The following is a 15,268-nucleotide window of genomic DNA, read 5'->3' as shown; positions in this document are numbered from 1 at the left end:
CCTGACTATCGGCTGAGGTTAATAAACTGTTCTATCGTCGCGTATTCGGTGGACAGACCTTAAGGAGAGAAACGATGCGTCATGCACCCTTTCCGGTTTTGCGCCAAGAGTCCGACCCCTCGACCCTTTCGGACCTCTTCAGCGGTGCGAAAAACCTCCAGCGACATGCGCCCGGCCACGCGATCGTGGTCGAAGGCGATCCGGTTACCCATCTCTTTCAGGTCGTCGCCGGCACCGTCCGCTCCTGTTCCTTCACCGAGCAGGGACGGCGACAGATATTCCGCTTTGCGCGGGCCGGCGACATCTTCGGACTAATCGATATCGATCACTGGCATTATACCGCCGAGGCTGTCGATGCGGTGATCCTCCGCTCGATTTCCAAGCAAGCGTTCGACAACGCGCTAGACGGCAGCCGGGCGCTCAGACGAGATCTGCGCATGCGCGTTGGCGACCTCACGGCGGAGCGTGAGCGGCACCTGACATTTCTGGCTTTCGAGTCGGCGGAACAGCGTTTGGGTTGGTTCCTTCGAAATTTCTCGGCCGGCCGCGCCGACGACGGTTTCCTGACCCTACCGATGACGCGCCAGGAGATCGGCGATTATCTCGGTCTCTCGCTTGAGACAGTCAGCCGGGCTTTCGGTTCCCTGAAGCGCGCCGGCGTGATCGAAATGCGCGGCGCCGAAAAGTATCGGCTCGTGGCGCAGCAGTCGAAAATTGCGGCGTGAGGCGTTATCGAGCGCGCGGCCATTCAGAATTCGCAACCCCTCCGGCAGACGCCCGACTCAGATGCGCTTTACCGCAGTTCGAACTGGCGGCCTCGCCCTTTTTGGGAGCGCGGCGTCATGGGACGGCGGATGCGGCGATTCCTCATGGCCGACGCGGATGACGCCTTCTCCGCGAGATGGCATCGGCGTCGAAGCCTTCTTCAACATGTTCGCTCGGCATCCGACGATCTATTCGACCCGATGGCGGGCGGCCGGCATCGCCGTGAGGGCATGTCCAGCCGATCCGCCCGCGCCAATGCTCGCGATCGAGCATGACGGCGATCAACACAACGAAGCGGATCGGCGCGGCGCGGCGTGTCGCGCTCACCAAGGTCAATCGGTCGGTTGCTGAAGCACCGTATTGACGCTCGTCAAAACGATCAGGCGCACGGCGGGCTAGAGATGTTCTCGTCAACCAACCGCCAGCGGAAAAGGTGCATCCGATATGCCGCCGAAAACCATACTTCTTTCAATGAATACGCCGGAAGCGGCGCAACGACTCGTCGGCCCGGCCGTGGAGCTTGCCCGCCGACACGGCGCGCATCTTGTCGGGGTCCATGTGGTGGAGGCGGTCGCGATCCATGCGGACTATGTCATGGTCCCGCCGCTGGCTGAAATCGAGCACCTGGAGGCCGCCCAATCCGAACGCGCCGAGAAGATCGAGAAGATATTCAAGGCGGCGACGGAGGGTGAGGACTTCGTCAGCGAATGGCGTTTCGTTCAGACCCGGACCGTAACCGCGTCCGACCAGATCATCGAACAGGCCCGGACCGCCGACCTGGTGATCATGGCGCAGGAGAATTCCACCGACGCGTATTCCGGGGGCGAGGTCATGCTGGAGCGCACAATCCGCAAGTCTGGGCGCCCGGTCCTGGTGATCCCCTATCTTGGAGAAATGAAAACCGTCGGATCGAAAGTCCTAGTAGGCTGGAGCGCGACCCGTGAGGCGGCGCGCGCCGCTCATGACGCGCTCCCGCTGATCGCGCCGGATGGCGCCGCGGCGATCGTGACAGCGCGCGCCGCGGACGAGCAGAACCACGCGATGGCGACCGCCCGCGAACTGGCGCTTGTTTATGACCGGCATGGCGTTCGCGCCGAAGTGGCCGAGCGCATCACGGAGGGTATGGCTATCGGCGATATCCTGCTCAACGAAGCCTTTGAACGTGGCGCGGATCTGATCGTTACGGGGGCTTTCGGCCATTCGCGCATCTACGATTTCGTAATCGGCGCGACGACGACGAAGCTGCTCGAGAGCATGACCGTCCCGGTCCTCTTTTCTTCCTGATCGCGAACCGCAAGGGAGCCTGCGATGTATTCCCACATTCTGACGCCGATGGCCGCCGACTATGAGACGAGAGGCCCGGCCGCATTGGCCGTCGCCGAAGCGCTGCTGGACGAAGGCGGCCGCGTCACGCTCCTCCACGTCCAGGAGACGATCCCGAGCTATGTCGAAAGCTACATCCCGAAGGAGGTCATCAAGAAGACCGGAGATGAAATTCGGCGCGGTTTGGAAACTCTCGCGAAGGACAAGGCGTATCGGGTCGACGTCGCCGTCGTAACGGGAAAGGCGCCGACCATGATCGTCGACTACGCCGAAAGGCACGGTGCGGATTGCATCGTGATCGCGTCTCATCGCCCCGGCGTCGCGGATTACATCCTTGGCTCGACCGCGGCATGGGTGGCGCGGCACGCTGACAGCGCCGTCCATATTCTTCGCTGACTCCGGTTCCGGGCAGGACGCCGCCATGAAATACAAGGATTACTACAAGACGCTCGGCGTGGAGCGCGGAGCGACGGCGGACGAGATCAGGCGCGCCTATCGCAAGCGCGCTCGGGCGCACCATCCCGACGTGAATCCCGATCCGGAAGCGACGCAGACATTCAAGGACATCGGCGAAGCCTACGAGGTGCTTAAGGATCCTGAGAAGCGCGCCGCCTATGATCGGCTGGGATCCGGCTGGCGAGAGGGCGAAGGATTCACGCCTCCGCCAGAATGGGACGGCGGGTTCGAGTTTTCAGGGGGCGGTTTCACCGAGGCGGACGCCGCGTCCTTCGGGGATTTTTTCGAAACGCTGTTCGGCTCCGGCGGACAGGGCGCCGCCGGCCGCACGCATCGCAACGGCCCGACCAGTCAGTTCGCCCGCGTCGAAATCGACCTTGCGGACGCCTATGTCGGCGCCCGGCGACGGTTTGCGCTCCGCACGCCGACGCTGAGCCCATCGGGCCGGATCGAACTGCAGGAACGGACAGTTGAGGTCGAGATTCCGAAGGGCGTCGCGGAAGGCGAACACATCAGGCTCGCCAACGCGCAGGACCAGGTTGGCGATCTGCTGCTTGAAATCGCCTTCCGCGCGCATCCCGTCTATCGCGTCGATGGCCGGGACGTGGCGCTCGATCTGCCGATCACGCCATGGGAAGCGGCGCTCGGCGGCGACGTGCGGATGCCGACGCCTGGCGGCGAAGTGAAGCTGAAGATACCGAAGAACGCGCGCTCCGGTCAAAAGCTCCGTCTTCGCGGCAAGGGCATCCCCGGTGATCCGCCGGGCGATCTCTTCGCGGTGCTTACAATCGTGGTTCCTCCTGTCGCCAACGCGGAAGGCCGGGCTCTTTATGAACGCATGGCGAAGGAGATGAGCTTCGACCCCCGCGCGAAAATGGAGTTCAGGCAATGATCGAGCGCCTCGGAAATCGCCGCTACGGCGAGATCGTCGAAGATATTACGCTGAGCGAGCTTTGCCGGATCGGCGGGTTCCATGCAGAATGGGTGATCGAACTGGTGGACCATGGCGTGCTCGAGCCGATGGGCCGCGACACGGACTCATGGCGCTTCGTCGGAGCCAGCGTCTCGACGGCGACGAAGGCCTGGCGGCTGCATCGCGATCTCGGTGTCAATCTGCCGGGAATCGCGCTAGCGATCGGTCTGATGGAGGAGCGCGACCGGCTCCGCCGTCGGCTCGGTCGTCACGATCCCTTCGCATGATGTGACGGGTTTTGTCGGAGCGCGCCAGACCTGACGCCCGATCTCCTGTCATGCGATGGTGACTCTTGCCGCGCCATGAGACCAACGCCGGAGGCGGCGCAAATGGGCCCCCGCGCCACGGCTCGCCCAGGGACCGCTTGTTCAGCCGTCTGATGGCGGAGACCCGTTCGCCATACACCCAGAGCCTGTTCAGACACGCCGAACGACCTCTCCGCGCGATCGGCTTCTTTTCTCGCGCGCCCTCCCCTGTAACAGCACGCCGTCGCCATGGAGCGCATCATGAGCGACGGTGGGCTTGCGTTTTGTCAGATCCATGCGTCAGATCGCGCACGCGGTTAATGTGTGATCGCCAGGAGCGCAGGTGGGCCACAGCATCGCGCGGCGCCGCTTGAAAAGGACGCTTCCCGACAGCAGACGGCCCATACTGGATGATTTTGAGCAGGAGCCGCCGCGTGCCGCCATCTCGCAACGAAAAGACTGCGATGACCGAAGCCGGCATATCGATCGCGACTTCGATCGTGGCGCTATTCATGATTCTCTCCGTCACCGTGGGGTTGACTACGCTGTTCGCCGCCGGCGGCGTTTCCCAGCATATGATCGAAGCGGAAACCCACGAGAAGGCGGTGGTGATCAACCGCACGATTTCCCAACGGGCCATCGCGCAGTTGAGGCCGGTGGAGGCGCAGGTCGAGTTGCTGGCCGAACTCTTTGGCGAACTTGACGTCATCACGCTGTCGAACACGGAGATATCGTATCTGCTCTATGCGTCTCTCGCGGCGGCGCCCCAGATCTCCTCGGTCGCGCTGGTCGATGCGGATCTGTCGCTCGTGCGCGTGTTCCGCAACCGCCCCGACGAGCGTTTCCGCGTCAGCAATTGGAGTGACGACCACGAGTTCGCCGCCGTCGCGAAGGCGACGATGACGACCGGCGCCGCAAGTTGGGGCGAGCCCTTTTTCGCCGAATCCAGCGAAACGACCCTGTTGAGCCGTCTGATCCCGTTGAGAGACACATCCGGCGCGGAGTTCATCGTCATCGCGACGGTGGACCTGACGTCACTCTCCGCCTTCCTCGCCGAACTCGCGGAGGAGACCGAGGGCGAACCCTTTATCCTTTATGGCGAAGACGCGGTTCTCGCCCATCCCGGGATGGCGGCCGGCGTCAGCGGATTGAGCGACAAGACCCCATTGCCGCCAATCGACGGGTTTAGCGATGAAAAGCTCCGACGGCTCTGGCGTAGCGCGCAAAACGCCGAGCCGATCGCCGCAGACGAGGTGTTCGCGCGCACCCTGAAGCTTGAGGACGAGGAATTCTATCTGGTCTACGACCCGGTTTCCGCTTTCGGCGCGACCCCATGGTACATAGGAGTCGTCTTTGATCTCGAAGGTTTCACGCCTCAACTCCTGAAGACGCCCGTGATCGTAATCGGCGGCATAGCGCTTCTGGTAGCGGCCGCTCTGGCCTCATTGGCGATCGGGCGGGCGATAAGCTGGCCGATCCGGTCGCTGTCGGCGGCCGCAAGGCAGATAAGCCGGTGGGAGGTCGACGAGGATTCGCCGCTCCGCCAGAGCAGGTTTCGCGAAATCAACGAAGCGAGCAGCGCCTTCGCCGCCGCGCTTAGGGCGTTGCGATCGCTTCAGCTCTATTTGCCCAAGACCCTGCCTCAGAGACTGGTCACGGCGGACGATCCGCGAACCATCAAGTCGGAGTCGCGTCAGATCACCGTTCTTTTCACCGATATCCAGGGCTTCACCCCCTTCTCGGAGGAGATGCCGCCAGCCGAGGTGGCGGCGTTCCTGAACGCGCATTTCGCGCTGATCTCGTCCTGCATCTGGGCCGAAGACGGCGTCGTTGACAAGTTCATCGGCGATTCCGTGATGGCGTTCTGGGGCGGTTTGCAAACGGATGATCGCCACGCCGCGCACGCCTGCCGCGCCGCAATTCGCATCCGCAAGGCGATAGAAGCTGATAACGCCGAACGTCGGCGCCGGGGCGAGCCGGCCGTTCGGCTTCGTATCGGCATCCATTCCGGCGAGGCAGTCGTCGGGAATATCGGCGCGCCCGGGCGCGCGAATTTCACGGTCATCGGGGATACCGTGAACATCTCGCAAAGACTTGAAGCGCTCGCGAGACAATTCGCGAGTGCGACGGAGGACGTGGTGATCCTCATAAGCGGCGATACGGCGCGCAAGATTGGCGACGATCTCATGGCAAAGCCGTGCGGCCGGCAGGTGCTCAGGGGACGACGCCGTCTGGAAGAGGTCTATCTGCTGGGCGCCCGACCCGAGACCTGAAAGCGTGCTTCGCGCGGCCATGGGTGGCCCGCATCAGAATCAAGATCATGGTCCTCCGGTCCGCCGCCGGCGCTGAAGCCGACGATCGGTTCGTGAGCGCGGGAGCCTCGGCCTCAGCTGGCGCCGGATCAAGGGCGCGCGCATTTCGCAAATTGATCGGCGTCAAGGATCCGTCGGCGGCCGCACGTCATCGTCGCTTCGTGCGCCCACGGTCGAATGGGACGCAACGACCGCGAAAGACGGACCAGGAGGTGTTGATGCTTGAGAAGCCCCAATCACCGGTTCCACCGGCGCCGAGGGAGCAGCCCGAGACGGGAATGGCGGTCTCCGGGTATGCGTTTCGCCGCCGGCAGGCGCCGACATCGCCGGGCCGCGCGTCGGAGTGAAGACGCCGAGGGCCCCAAGCGGCGGAATGCCGCCGCGCAATCGAACGCCGAACCGGGACGGAGCGGCGGGGATCTGCCGCGGCGACCGGAAAGCGCCGCATCCGCCGACCCGAATGGTCGTCGCGGCGGACGGCGAGGCGATCTGCCCGGTCTGCGGCCGGGTCACGCGCCGTTCGGCCGCCGGGGACGGCGTGACGAAAGCCGAATGGCCGAAGCCGTGATGAGCGCCCAGGCGGCGCGTCCGTAGGGGCGCGCCGTGAGCCGAAAGCGGTCCGACCCTTGAAATCGATCACCCCACCCGTTTCAGCACGCCGAAGGACCAGCTCACCGTTTCAGGGGAAGAACCGAGATAGTCTCCGCTCTCCTCGCGCGTCATCGACGGCGCGAGGAACCTTCGCGGAGCCTATTGCCCGAAAAAGCGCGTGGGGAGGAAAGGGAACGCCCTTCAGGCGCGCGCCGGTAGTCAGGCTTATCCCCCGACAGGGTAATCCTCTATCTGGCCTCATCCGGCCGGCCGTCCCCTTCGGGGTCGAATCCGGCCTTCAGCGCCAGCCTGACAAGATGGGAAAGATTGGCCGCGCCGGTCTTCTCCATCACCCGCGCGCGATGAACCTCGACGGTTTTCGGGCTGAGGCCAAGCCGATGCGCGATGACCTTGTTGGGGCGTCCGGCGACAACTTCGATCATCACCTCTCGCTCTCGCGGCGTCAGCCCCTTGAAACGCCGGAGATAGACGGCGCGCTCGGGGTCGGCGTCGCTCGCCTCCCGCATCGCCGCCTCGATCCGCGCGATGAGATCGACATCGTCATACGGCTTTTCGATGAAGTCGCGCGCGCCGGCGCGAAGCGAGCGGACGGCGAGGGCGACGTCGCCATGCCCAGTGACGAAGATCGCGGGAGTCGTCGATCCCCCCGCGCGCAGCGTTTCGAGAAGCTCCAGCCCCGTAAGCCCCGGAAGTTTCATGTCGATCAGAAGACAGTCCGCGGCCGGTTCGGGCGCGGCGAGCAACGCCTCGGCGCTCGCATAACGAAACACCGCATAACCGTAGCCGCCGAGCAGCGCCTCAAGGCTCTCCGCGACATCGTCATCGTCCTCGACGACGACCACGCTGACGCCGCTCCCGGTCATGTTGGGGCCGTCTGAAGGGTAAAGTGGACATCCGCCCCGCCCGCCGCATTGTTCTCGGCCCAGATGCGACCGCCATGCGCATGAACGATCGAACGGCAGATCGCCAATCCGACACCGATGCCGCGATCCTTGGTCGTCACCAACGGCTCGAATAACGACTGCAGAATGTCGCTCGGCAGGCCAGGTCCGGTGTCACTCACCGTCACCATCACCTGGCCGGCCTCCTGGACTTTCGCTTTCATCTCGATCCGGCCACGGGTGGCGCTTGTCGTTATCCGCCTCACCCCGTCTTCAGCCGGCTCCAGCGCTTCGCGGGCGTTTCGAAGAAGATTCAGAATCACTTGCTGGATCTGGATCCGATCGACCATCACCGGCGGCAGTTCGAGACCCAGTTCGACGCTGATCCTGACGTCATCGGAGCCGGACCCGGCCTCGTCGAGGCGGATGGCTTCTCGCACGATCTCGTTTATGTCGTCGGGCCTGAGGTCCACATCGCCGCGGTCCACAAGCCGGCGCATCCGGCGAATGATTTCGCCCGCCCGCTTCGCCTGCTCCGCCACCTTGTCCAGGTAGCTTGCCGCCTTCTCCCTATCCCCGGCCCCGTCCGCCAGCAGGCGGCTCGCCGCCCGGGCGAAATTGGAGATCGCCGCAAGCGGCTGGTTGATCTCGTGCGCCATCGCTGTCGACATCTCGCCGATCAGGCGCGTGCGGGTCAGTTGATCGAGAGATCGTTGCAGCTTGCGCGCCTTGGCCTGCGCCGCCGCCCTGTCGCTCATGTCGCGAATAAAGCCGGTGAATACATGCTCTTCCCCGAGCTTGAGTTCGCCGATCGCGAGTTCGGCGACAAAGACCTCTCCGTTGCGGCGGCGGGCCTGCACCTCGCGCCCGATGCCGATGATCCGCTTCTCCCCTGTCCGGAGATAGCGGCGCATGTAACCATCATGGCGCGCCGCGTGCCCGGCGGGCATCAGGATCCTCAGATTCTCTCCAATTAGCTCCGCTTCCGTATAGCCGAACATCTCCTCCGCGGAGGGGCTGAAGCTCAGTATGGCCCCCGAGGCGTCCGAGGTGATGATCCCGTCCGGCGCGGTCGCTACGATCAGATCGTAAAGCCGCTCCTTACTCAGTCGATGCATCGGCGCAAATCGCATTCTTGACGCCCGCGACCGACTCGACCATCGAAGAATTTCATTCCTTCTTCCTCTCGTGGTCTCGATGAGGCTAGCCGAATCCTAGCACGGCGCCGCAACACAAAAAACGGGAAATCGGGACGGGGGAGAAATCCAGCGAGCGGACTTTGCGTTGGATGACGGACACTCGCAGCTTTGCTGGCGCCTGAACGCTTCGCGACCAGATACGCTTCCTGATCAGGCGCGCCATCCTGACCCCACCGGACCACACCATGCGGCTGCGGCTCTTTCGCGTTTCGACCTCGCGTGTCGACTTAACCGCAGATCGCAGTTTGCGGATAGCGCGACTCCCGAGACGCCCGCATATCCAGAGCGTCAGACACAAAGGCCGCCATCGCTGGAGGCATGCGCATACGGAAATAGGCTCCTGTGACTGGCCCGCTTCGCATGAAGCAGACGCACAGCCTGCACACCCGCGAACACAGTATTCGTTCAACCCCGCTCAGTGTGACGGGGAGGTAAGTTCATCGTCGGGCTCCTCCCGACCGGAAGCGCTGCGGGCGGCGCTCAGGCGGCCTTTTCCTTGGTGTTGTTCTCGCCGTTGACCGCGTCGGCGGCAGGTTCGATCACCTCTTCGACCTGATGTTGGGCATCCTCCAGGGCCTCGCGCGCCTGATCCGCATAGATGCCGGCGAGAAGGCCGATTTCCTCCGAATAGTCTTTCATCGCCCGCTCCGCGAACTTGGCGTAGATGGACATCATGTCCTGCGGAGTCTGGCATCGCGAAATTTCCTTCGCCGCGCAGCGGTCTTGGTCGAGGCGTCGATTGACGAAGCCGAAAAGCTCCGAGTTGAACTTGGTGACACGGGAAATCATGTGCGCCTGAGCCTCGGATGCGGCTTTCAACGCGCGCTGATTGGCGGCAAAGACTGGTTCCATGTCGAGAGGCGGGACGGCGATCTTGATATCGCTGGGCATCAGCGGAGCGGCTTGCGATCTGGGCATTGGAGGCTCCTCGAATTGACATTGCGTGTGCGTTTACAGTTCCATTATCGCCTGATCTCCGAAGCAGGCTTTGACGCCTGTCAAAGACCGGCGTCGTCAACTGAAGGAAACGATGGCGAGCGCGCCCGGTCGGCCCCTTCTCCCCGAGCAGGCGCGCCAGGCTCCCCCGCCGTGAGCGGGCCGATCCCACCCGACGTCAGGGGCTGCAACTCGAAGCCGCCGGGTGACCGGCAAAATGCCGAGGTCGGCGTTGACGGCGACGGAAGCGATCTCGCTCGCGACGCCGGTGACCCACGTATTGATCGAACGCTCGGCCCACTGTCATCCGAAGATAAGCCAACTCTCTCGCTCGCCTCTTCTCGGCCTCGGCAATGACAAGCCCGGCCGGGTATAGAAGTCCTCCACCCTCGGGACCGGGAGCTCGTACTGACGATCGAGGCCGCCGTCGCCCGCCTTGATATCGATCAATGCGGCGCGGCGCGGAAGAGAGAAATTACCGCTAGCGCGAGGCGCATTCCGATTCTTGACCGAGAAGGTTGTCGATATGCCGGAAGTAACCACGCACGCGAATATACAGCCCGTACCGGACCCGCCACGAAAGGATGCACTGATGACTTCGAGTATGAAATCGATCCTGACCTATTTCGACGCTGGCGCGCTGTCGGCGCCGCGGCTGGAGGCGGCGACCGCTATCGCCACGGCTTTCGACGCCCATCTCTCCGTGCTCGCATGCGGCTATGAGCCTGCGATTCCGCCGGTTCCCTACGCCAATACACCGGACGCGTTCGACTTCTACCAGAACTATATAGCCGAGGCGGCGGCGGAAGCCGAAAAACAGGGGAAGAAAGCGGAGGCCGCGCTCGCCGCTGCAGGAATTCTTTCGGATGTCGAGACGCTCGCCCGCACGCCGGGCGATTTCGCCACCGCCCTCGCCACGCGGGCGCAGTTCGCCGACCTGGTCGTGCTGAGTCCGCCTTACGGCTCCGACAAAGCCTCTGTCGCCACCGAAGCCTTCGAGAGCGCGCTCTTCGAAGGCGACGCCCCTGTCCTGGTGATCGGCGAGGGCCAGTCCGTCCCGAGCGGCGGGGTCGCGGTGATCGCCTATGATGGCGGGCGCGAAGCGCTGCGGGCGGTGCGCGGCGCGACGCCGTTCCTGAAGGCGGCGCAGACGGTGGAGATCTGTGTCGTCGGCGCCTCGGCGGATCGGGAGGAACGCGCGACGATGTTGGCGCAACAGCTTTCGCGCCTCGACGTGGCGGTCGAACTCCGGGTCGACCCCGGCGGCGATGCTACGATCGGCGATACCTTGGCCCGGCGCGTGCGCGAAACCGGCGCTGATCTTCTCGTGATGGGTGGTTACGCCCATTCCCGGTTGCGGGAGTATGTTGTCGGCGGCGCGACGCGGAGCATAGCAGCCGCGCCACCCATGCCGACACTTTTCGCGCACTGAGACGCCACGAATGTCATCCGGCCGCGTGGCTTCGGCTCCGCGGCCGGGCGGCGCCGAACGCGCGGTGCGCTCCATACCTCAAGCGCCGCTTGCAAAGGAGATCGAATCTCCTTTTATGCATGCCGCTCGGCTTGCACAGACTTTCTTATCGTCCACACATGTGATCGAGCGCGCAGTCTACTTGGGCCTGTTCGTGCGGCTGACATGGCGTCGCTGACCAGGATGACGATGCGCGGAGCGCACGCGGATCTCCAGCAGCGACCTTCAGGCTTGGAGAAGACTCCTGGTTTTTCTGACCGAAATCACGTCGATCATGCGCCCGTTCCGATCATGCCTTGCTTTGAAGGCCGGGCTCTGATTCCGCCGCGTTCGTCAGATGATCGTCGCTCCTCTCTCTCGGCAACCATGGCGATAATGCGCAGACCATCCACTCATCGCCCCTGTCCAGATTTCCTGAGCCGCCTATGCCGAATCTTCCCCGACCAAACGGAGATCCGAGCGTTTCATTTGACCGCGCCTACGGCGCGCATCCAAGTTGACTCAAAAAAAAAAATTTTGCCATTAATTGCCGTTGTGGGGTTTCGATCCACCGAAGATTGGGGAAATAACGTGATACGTAGCTTGCTGGCTCTGGGAATGATCCTGGGATTCATGTCCGAGGCCGCCCTTGCGCAGGACACCTGCCCGAATCGCGGGCAGCTTGACGACCTTTACTGCGACGCCGACGGCGATCTGGTCGCCGACACGCCGACAGATCCCTCGCTGCTGAAGGATCCCTCAACGCTGGTCTTCGCCTATACTCCGGTCGAGGATCCGGCTGTCTACTCGAATCTGCTGCAGCCGTTCATCGACCATCTGAGCAGTTGTATCGACCGCAAGGTGGTCTATTACTCGGTGCAGTCGAACACCGCCCAGATTGAGGCCATGCGCTCGGGGCGGCTCCATATCGCCGCCTTCTCGACCGGGCCCACCGCCTTTGCCGTCAACATGGCCGGCGCCGTGCCGTTCGCTTCGGGCGGCTCCGAGGCCGGGCCGCGCGGCTACCACCTGATCGCTCTGGTCAAGGCGTCGAGCGACTTCCACGAACTTTCCGACCTCAAGGACAAGAAAGTCGCCCATACTTCGCCCTCGTCGAACTCCGGCAACTTGGCGCCGCGGGTCCTGTTTCCTGAGCTGGGCCTGACCCCGGAGACCGATTACACGCCGATGATGTCGGGCGGCCATGACAAATCGATCTTGGGCGTCATGCACGGCGATTACGACATGGCGGCCGTGGCCAGCGATGTCTTTGAGCGAATGGTGGAGCGCGGCGAGATTCAGCGTGACGACTTCCGCATCCTCTACACCAGCGACATATTCCCGACCAACGGCAACGTCTATGCGCACGACCTGACGCCCGCGCTGCAAGACAAGATCAAGGAGTGTTTCTTCAGCTACCGCTTTTCCGAAGAGGAGCAGGCCGAACTGAACGGCGAGGACCGCTACGTTCCGGTCAATTACAAGGACCGCTGGGCGGTGGTGCGCGAGGTGGCCGAGAAGTCCGGCACTCCCTTCAACAAGCGCAGTTACGAGGCGCAATCCAAGCGCGAGATGGAAAAGCTCAAGAAGAAAAAGGCGGATTAGCCGGCGCTCCTACCCTGCCGCCGCTTCCGGGTGCGCCCGCCGATCCCGTCGGGCGCACCTCATCTCTGGACGCAGCGACATCCCCCCGATGGCCCCCTCCACTCTGAGACCGATCATGATGAATTTCGAGTCGCCTGCGGACGGCTCCGCATTGCGCATCCACAATCTGGTGAAGGAATACCGCGCGGGCCAGCCGGTGCTGAAGGGGATCAACCTGGAGGTCGCCCCTTCGGGCGTGACTGCGATCATCGGCCCCTCGGGAACCGGGAAATCGACGTTGATCCGATGCATCAACCGGCTGGTCGATCCCACCTCGGGCGAAGTTTGGTTCGACGGCCAGGATCTTGCCGCTCTGAAAGGCGCGCAACTGCGGCTGGCGCGCCGCAAGATCGGCATGGTTTTTCAGGAATACAATCTGGTCGAGCGCCTCTCCGTGATCGAGAACATCCTGTGCGGTCGGCTCGGCTATGCGCCCTTGTGGCGAGTCTGGTTGCGCAGATTCCTGCCCGAGGACGTGGAGCGCGCCTTCACTCTAATCGAGCGGGTAGGCCTGGACGAGAGTTTCGTGCGCCGCCGCGCCGACCAGCTTTCGGGCGGGCAGCGCCAGCGGGTGGGGATCGCCCGCGCGCTGATGCAGCGCCCACGCCTGATGCTGGCGGACGAGCCAACCTCGTCGCTGGATCCACGCACCTCGACCGAGATTATGGACCTGCTGAGCGAATTGGCCGAGCGCGAGCGGGTTCCAGTGGTGATCAACATCCATAACGTAGATCTGGCCCGGCGTTGCGCCGGGCGGATCATCGGCCTGGCCAATGGCGCGGTGGTGTTCGACGGCCCGCCCGAGGCGCTGGAGCATGCGCATCTGGTCGAAATCTACGGCGGCGAGGGCTGGCTGCAATGACCGCGTCCGCCTCTTCCGTCCGGCGCCCCGCGCCCTTTGCGCCAAACTGGCGGCGCCGGGCGATCTTTTTTCTGGTGGCGTTCTATGCGCTTTACGCAGCCTCGAAGCTGGGGGTGAGTTGGGAGCGTTTTGTCGAGGGCCTGTCGAACGGCGCCACCTTCCTGTCGCGGATGTTCCCGCCGCAGACCGCGCCGGACAAGTTGCGGCTACTGCTGGACGGCACGCTGGAGAGCCTGCAGATTGCGGTGCTGGCTACTTTCTTCGGGGTGCTCCTGGCGCTGCCGCTGGGCTTTTTGTCGGCGCGCAACCTGATGCCGGCGCCGGTCAGTTGGGCGGCGCGAAGCTTCATTGCGCTCTGCCGCTCGCTGCATTCGGTCATCGTCGCCATCCTGTTCGTCAAAGCGGTGGGCTTCGGCGCGTTGGCGGGGACGATGGCGCTGATCGTGGCCTCGCTCGGCTTCATCTCGAAGCTGTTTGGCGAGGCGATCGAGGAGATCGACATGAAGCCTGTCGAGGCCGCGCGCGCGGCGGGCGGCACGTTCCTGGGGGTGCTGGTGATGGCGGTGCTGCCGCAGGTGGCGGCGCGGTTCATCGGCTTCGCCTCCTACCAATTCGATTCGAACCTGCGTAACTCGACCATGGTCGGCATCGTCGGCGCGGGCGGTCTGGGCGCGCCGCTGTTCACCGCCTATCAGCGGTTTGACTACGACTTCGTGCTGACGATCCTGCTGACCATCGTCGCCCTGGTGCTGGTCACCGAGGCGGCGGCAGGGCGACTGCGAAAGCTGTTCCAGTGAGCGTTCAAGCCACCCGCGAACTGCGCCAGTGGGAGCGCTTCACGCCGCTGCAGCGCACCGGCCGCTTCGCCGCCTATCTGCTGATGGTGGCGGCGGTGGTCTGGTCGCTCGACACGATCAAGATCATCCCCGAGTTCCTCTACGACGCGCCTGAGCAGACTTGGGATTTGTTCCAGCGCATGTGGCCGTTCGACTGGGCCTACTATCCCAAGGCCGTGCAGGGCGCGCTGATCGAAACCATCCACATGGCCACGCTGGGCACCCTGCTGGCGCTGGTCATCGCGGTCCCGGTGGCGCTGCTGGGGGCGCGCAACATCACGCCTGTCCCGGCGCTGAACTGGCTGGCGACGGCGGTGTTCGTCGCCTCACGCTCGGTCAACTCGCTGATCTGGGCGCTGCTGTTCGTGGCCGTGTTCGGCCCCGGCCCGCTGGCAGGCACGCTGGCCATCGCCTTCCGCTCCATAGGCTTCGTGGGCAAACTGCTCTCCGAGGCGTTGGAGGAGGCGCAGCCCGGTCCCATCGAGGCGCTTTCGGCGCTGGGCGCTCCATTCCGGCATCTGTTGCTGAAGGGATACTGGCCGCAAGTCGAGCCAGGCTTCTGGGGGATCGTGCTGCTGCGCTGGGACATCAACATCCGCGAGTCCTCCGTGCTGGGGCTGGTCGGCGCCGGCGGTATCGGCATGGCGCTGGATGCGGCCATGTCGAACCTGTACTGGGACCAGGCCGGGCTGATCCTGGCCATCATTCTGGTGGTGGTTCTGGTGATCGAGACCGTGACGACGAAGATCCGTCGCCGGATCATCTGACCGGCTC

The 15,268-nt window shown here is 63.9% G+C and carries 16 protein-coding genes; 12 read left to right on the top strand and 4 right to left on the bottom strand.

The features are described 5' to 3' along the window. Positions 1-74: 74 nt before the first annotated feature. The 7 genes from G5B40_RS01335 to G5B40_RS01305 all read left to right on the top strand — a co-directional run bounded on the left by G5B40_RS01335 (position 75) and on the right by G5B40_RS01305 (position 6,642). Positions 75-725 (top strand): Crp/Fnr family transcriptional regulator, encoded by a 651-nt coding sequence (locus G5B40_RS01335; RefSeq protein ID WP_165094085.1) that lies wholly within the window; start codon positions 75-77, stop codon positions 723-725. A 484-nt stretch (positions 726-1,209) separates the two neighbouring features. After that, positions 1,210-2,049, top strand: a complete 840-nt coding sequence (locus G5B40_RS01330) for a universal stress protein (protein ID WP_165094082.1) — start codon at positions 1,210-1,212, stop codon at positions 2,047-2,049. A 24-nt stretch (positions 2,050-2,073) separates the two neighbouring features. After that, positions 2,074-2,484, top strand: coding sequence for a universal stress protein (locus tag G5B40_RS01325; protein WP_165094079.1), 411 nt, complete (start codon positions 2,074-2,076; stop codon positions 2,482-2,484). 25 nt (positions 2,485-2,509) lie between these two features. After that, positions 2,510-3,436 carry a DnaJ C-terminal domain-containing protein gene (locus G5B40_RS01320; RefSeq protein WP_165094076.1) on the top strand — a complete coding sequence of 309 codons (927 nt, stop codon included), beginning with the start codon at positions 2,510-2,512 and terminating at the stop codon, positions 3,434-3,436. Continuing rightward, positions 3,433-3,744, top strand: coding sequence for a chaperone modulator CbpM (locus tag G5B40_RS01315; RefSeq protein WP_165094074.1), 312 nt, complete (start codon positions 3,433-3,435; stop codon positions 3,742-3,744). Before G5B40_RS01320 ends, G5B40_RS01315 begins: the two co-directional genes overlap by 4 nt. Before the next feature lie 452 nt (positions 3,745-4,196). Next, positions 4,197-6,035, top strand: coding sequence for an adenylate/guanylate cyclase domain-containing protein (locus G5B40_RS01310; protein WP_165094071.1), 1,839 nt, complete (start codon positions 4,197-4,199; stop codon positions 6,033-6,035). Between the two features lie 412 nt (positions 6,036-6,447). Further along, the gene (locus G5B40_RS01305) at positions 6,448-6,642 is read left to right on the top strand and encodes a hypothetical protein (protein WP_165094068.1); all 195 of its coding nucleotides are present in this window, start codon (positions 6,448-6,450) and stop codon (positions 6,640-6,642) included. Between the two features lie 68 nt (positions 6,643-6,710). Here the strand turns inward: G5B40_RS01305 and G5B40_RS21490 are convergent, their stop codons facing one another. The 4 genes from G5B40_RS21490 to G5B40_RS01285 all read right to left on the bottom strand — a co-directional run bounded on the left by G5B40_RS21490 (position 6,711) and on the right by G5B40_RS01285 (position 9,684). Next, positions 6,711-6,797 carry a helix-turn-helix domain-containing protein gene (locus tag G5B40_RS21490; RefSeq protein WP_165103104.1) on the bottom strand — a complete coding sequence of 29 codons (87 nt, stop codon included), beginning with the start codon at positions 6,795-6,797 and terminating at the stop codon, positions 6,711-6,713. Between the two features lie 116 nt (positions 6,798-6,913). Beyond that, positions 6,914-7,549 carry a response regulator transcription factor gene (locus G5B40_RS01295; protein ID WP_165094065.1) on the bottom strand — a complete coding sequence of 212 codons (636 nt, stop codon included), beginning with the start codon at positions 7,547-7,549 and terminating at the stop codon, positions 6,914-6,916. Further along, positions 7,546-8,685 (bottom strand): two-component system sensor histidine kinase NtrB, encoded by a 1,140-nt coding sequence (locus G5B40_RS01290; protein ID WP_165094062.1) that lies wholly within the window; start codon positions 8,683-8,685, stop codon positions 7,546-7,548. The genes G5B40_RS01295 and G5B40_RS01290 overlap by 4 nt, the downstream gene beginning before the upstream one ends. Before the next feature lie 561 nt (positions 8,686-9,246). After that, positions 9,247-9,684, bottom strand: coding sequence for a phasin family protein (locus G5B40_RS01285; protein WP_165094060.1), 438 nt, complete (start codon positions 9,682-9,684; stop codon positions 9,247-9,249). Between the two features lie 610 nt (positions 9,685-10,294). Between G5B40_RS01285 and G5B40_RS01280 the strand changes: the two genes are divergently transcribed. The 5 genes from G5B40_RS01280 to phnE (G5B40_RS01260) all read left to right on the top strand — a co-directional run bounded on the left by G5B40_RS01280 (position 10,295) and on the right by phnE (G5B40_RS01260) (position 15,261). Beyond that, positions 10,295-11,134: a universal stress protein gene (locus tag G5B40_RS01280; RefSeq protein WP_165094057.1), complete on the top strand. Its 840-nt coding sequence runs from the start codon at positions 10,295-10,297 to the stop codon at positions 11,132-11,134. Positions 11,135-11,785: 651 nt separating this feature from the next. Continuing rightward, positions 11,786-12,757, top strand: coding sequence for a phosphate/phosphite/phosphonate ABC transporter substrate-binding protein (gene phnD / locus G5B40_RS01275; protein ID WP_246209672.1), 972 nt, complete (start codon positions 11,786-11,788; stop codon positions 12,755-12,757). A 115-nt stretch (positions 12,758-12,872) separates the two neighbouring features. After that, entirely contained in the window at positions 12,873-13,658 is a 786-nt protein-coding gene (gene phnC, locus G5B40_RS01270) for a phosphonate ABC transporter ATP-binding protein (protein WP_165094052.1), read from the top strand. Further along, positions 13,655-14,455 (top strand): phosphonate ABC transporter, permease protein PhnE, encoded by an 801-nt coding sequence (gene phnE / locus G5B40_RS01265; protein ID WP_165094049.1) that lies wholly within the window; start codon positions 13,655-13,657, stop codon positions 14,453-14,455. The genes phnC and phnE (G5B40_RS01265) overlap by 4 nt, the downstream gene beginning before the upstream one ends. Further along, entirely contained in the window at positions 14,452-15,261 is an 810-nt protein-coding gene (gene phnE / locus G5B40_RS01260) for a phosphonate ABC transporter, permease protein PhnE (RefSeq protein ID WP_246209671.1), read from the top strand. The genes phnE (G5B40_RS01265) and phnE (G5B40_RS01260) overlap by 4 nt, the downstream gene beginning before the upstream one ends. Positions 15,262-15,268 lie beyond the last annotated feature (7 nt).

Origin of the sequence: Pikeienuella piscinae, from assembly GCF_011044155.1 — a bacterium.
In the GTDB taxonomy this organism is placed as follows: Bacteria; Pseudomonadota; Alphaproteobacteria; order Rhodobacterales; family Rhodobacteraceae; genus Pikeienuella; species Pikeienuella piscinae.
The sequence above is the reverse complement of the archived record's forward strand: the minus strand, read 5'-3'. Positions and strand labels throughout refer to the sequence as shown.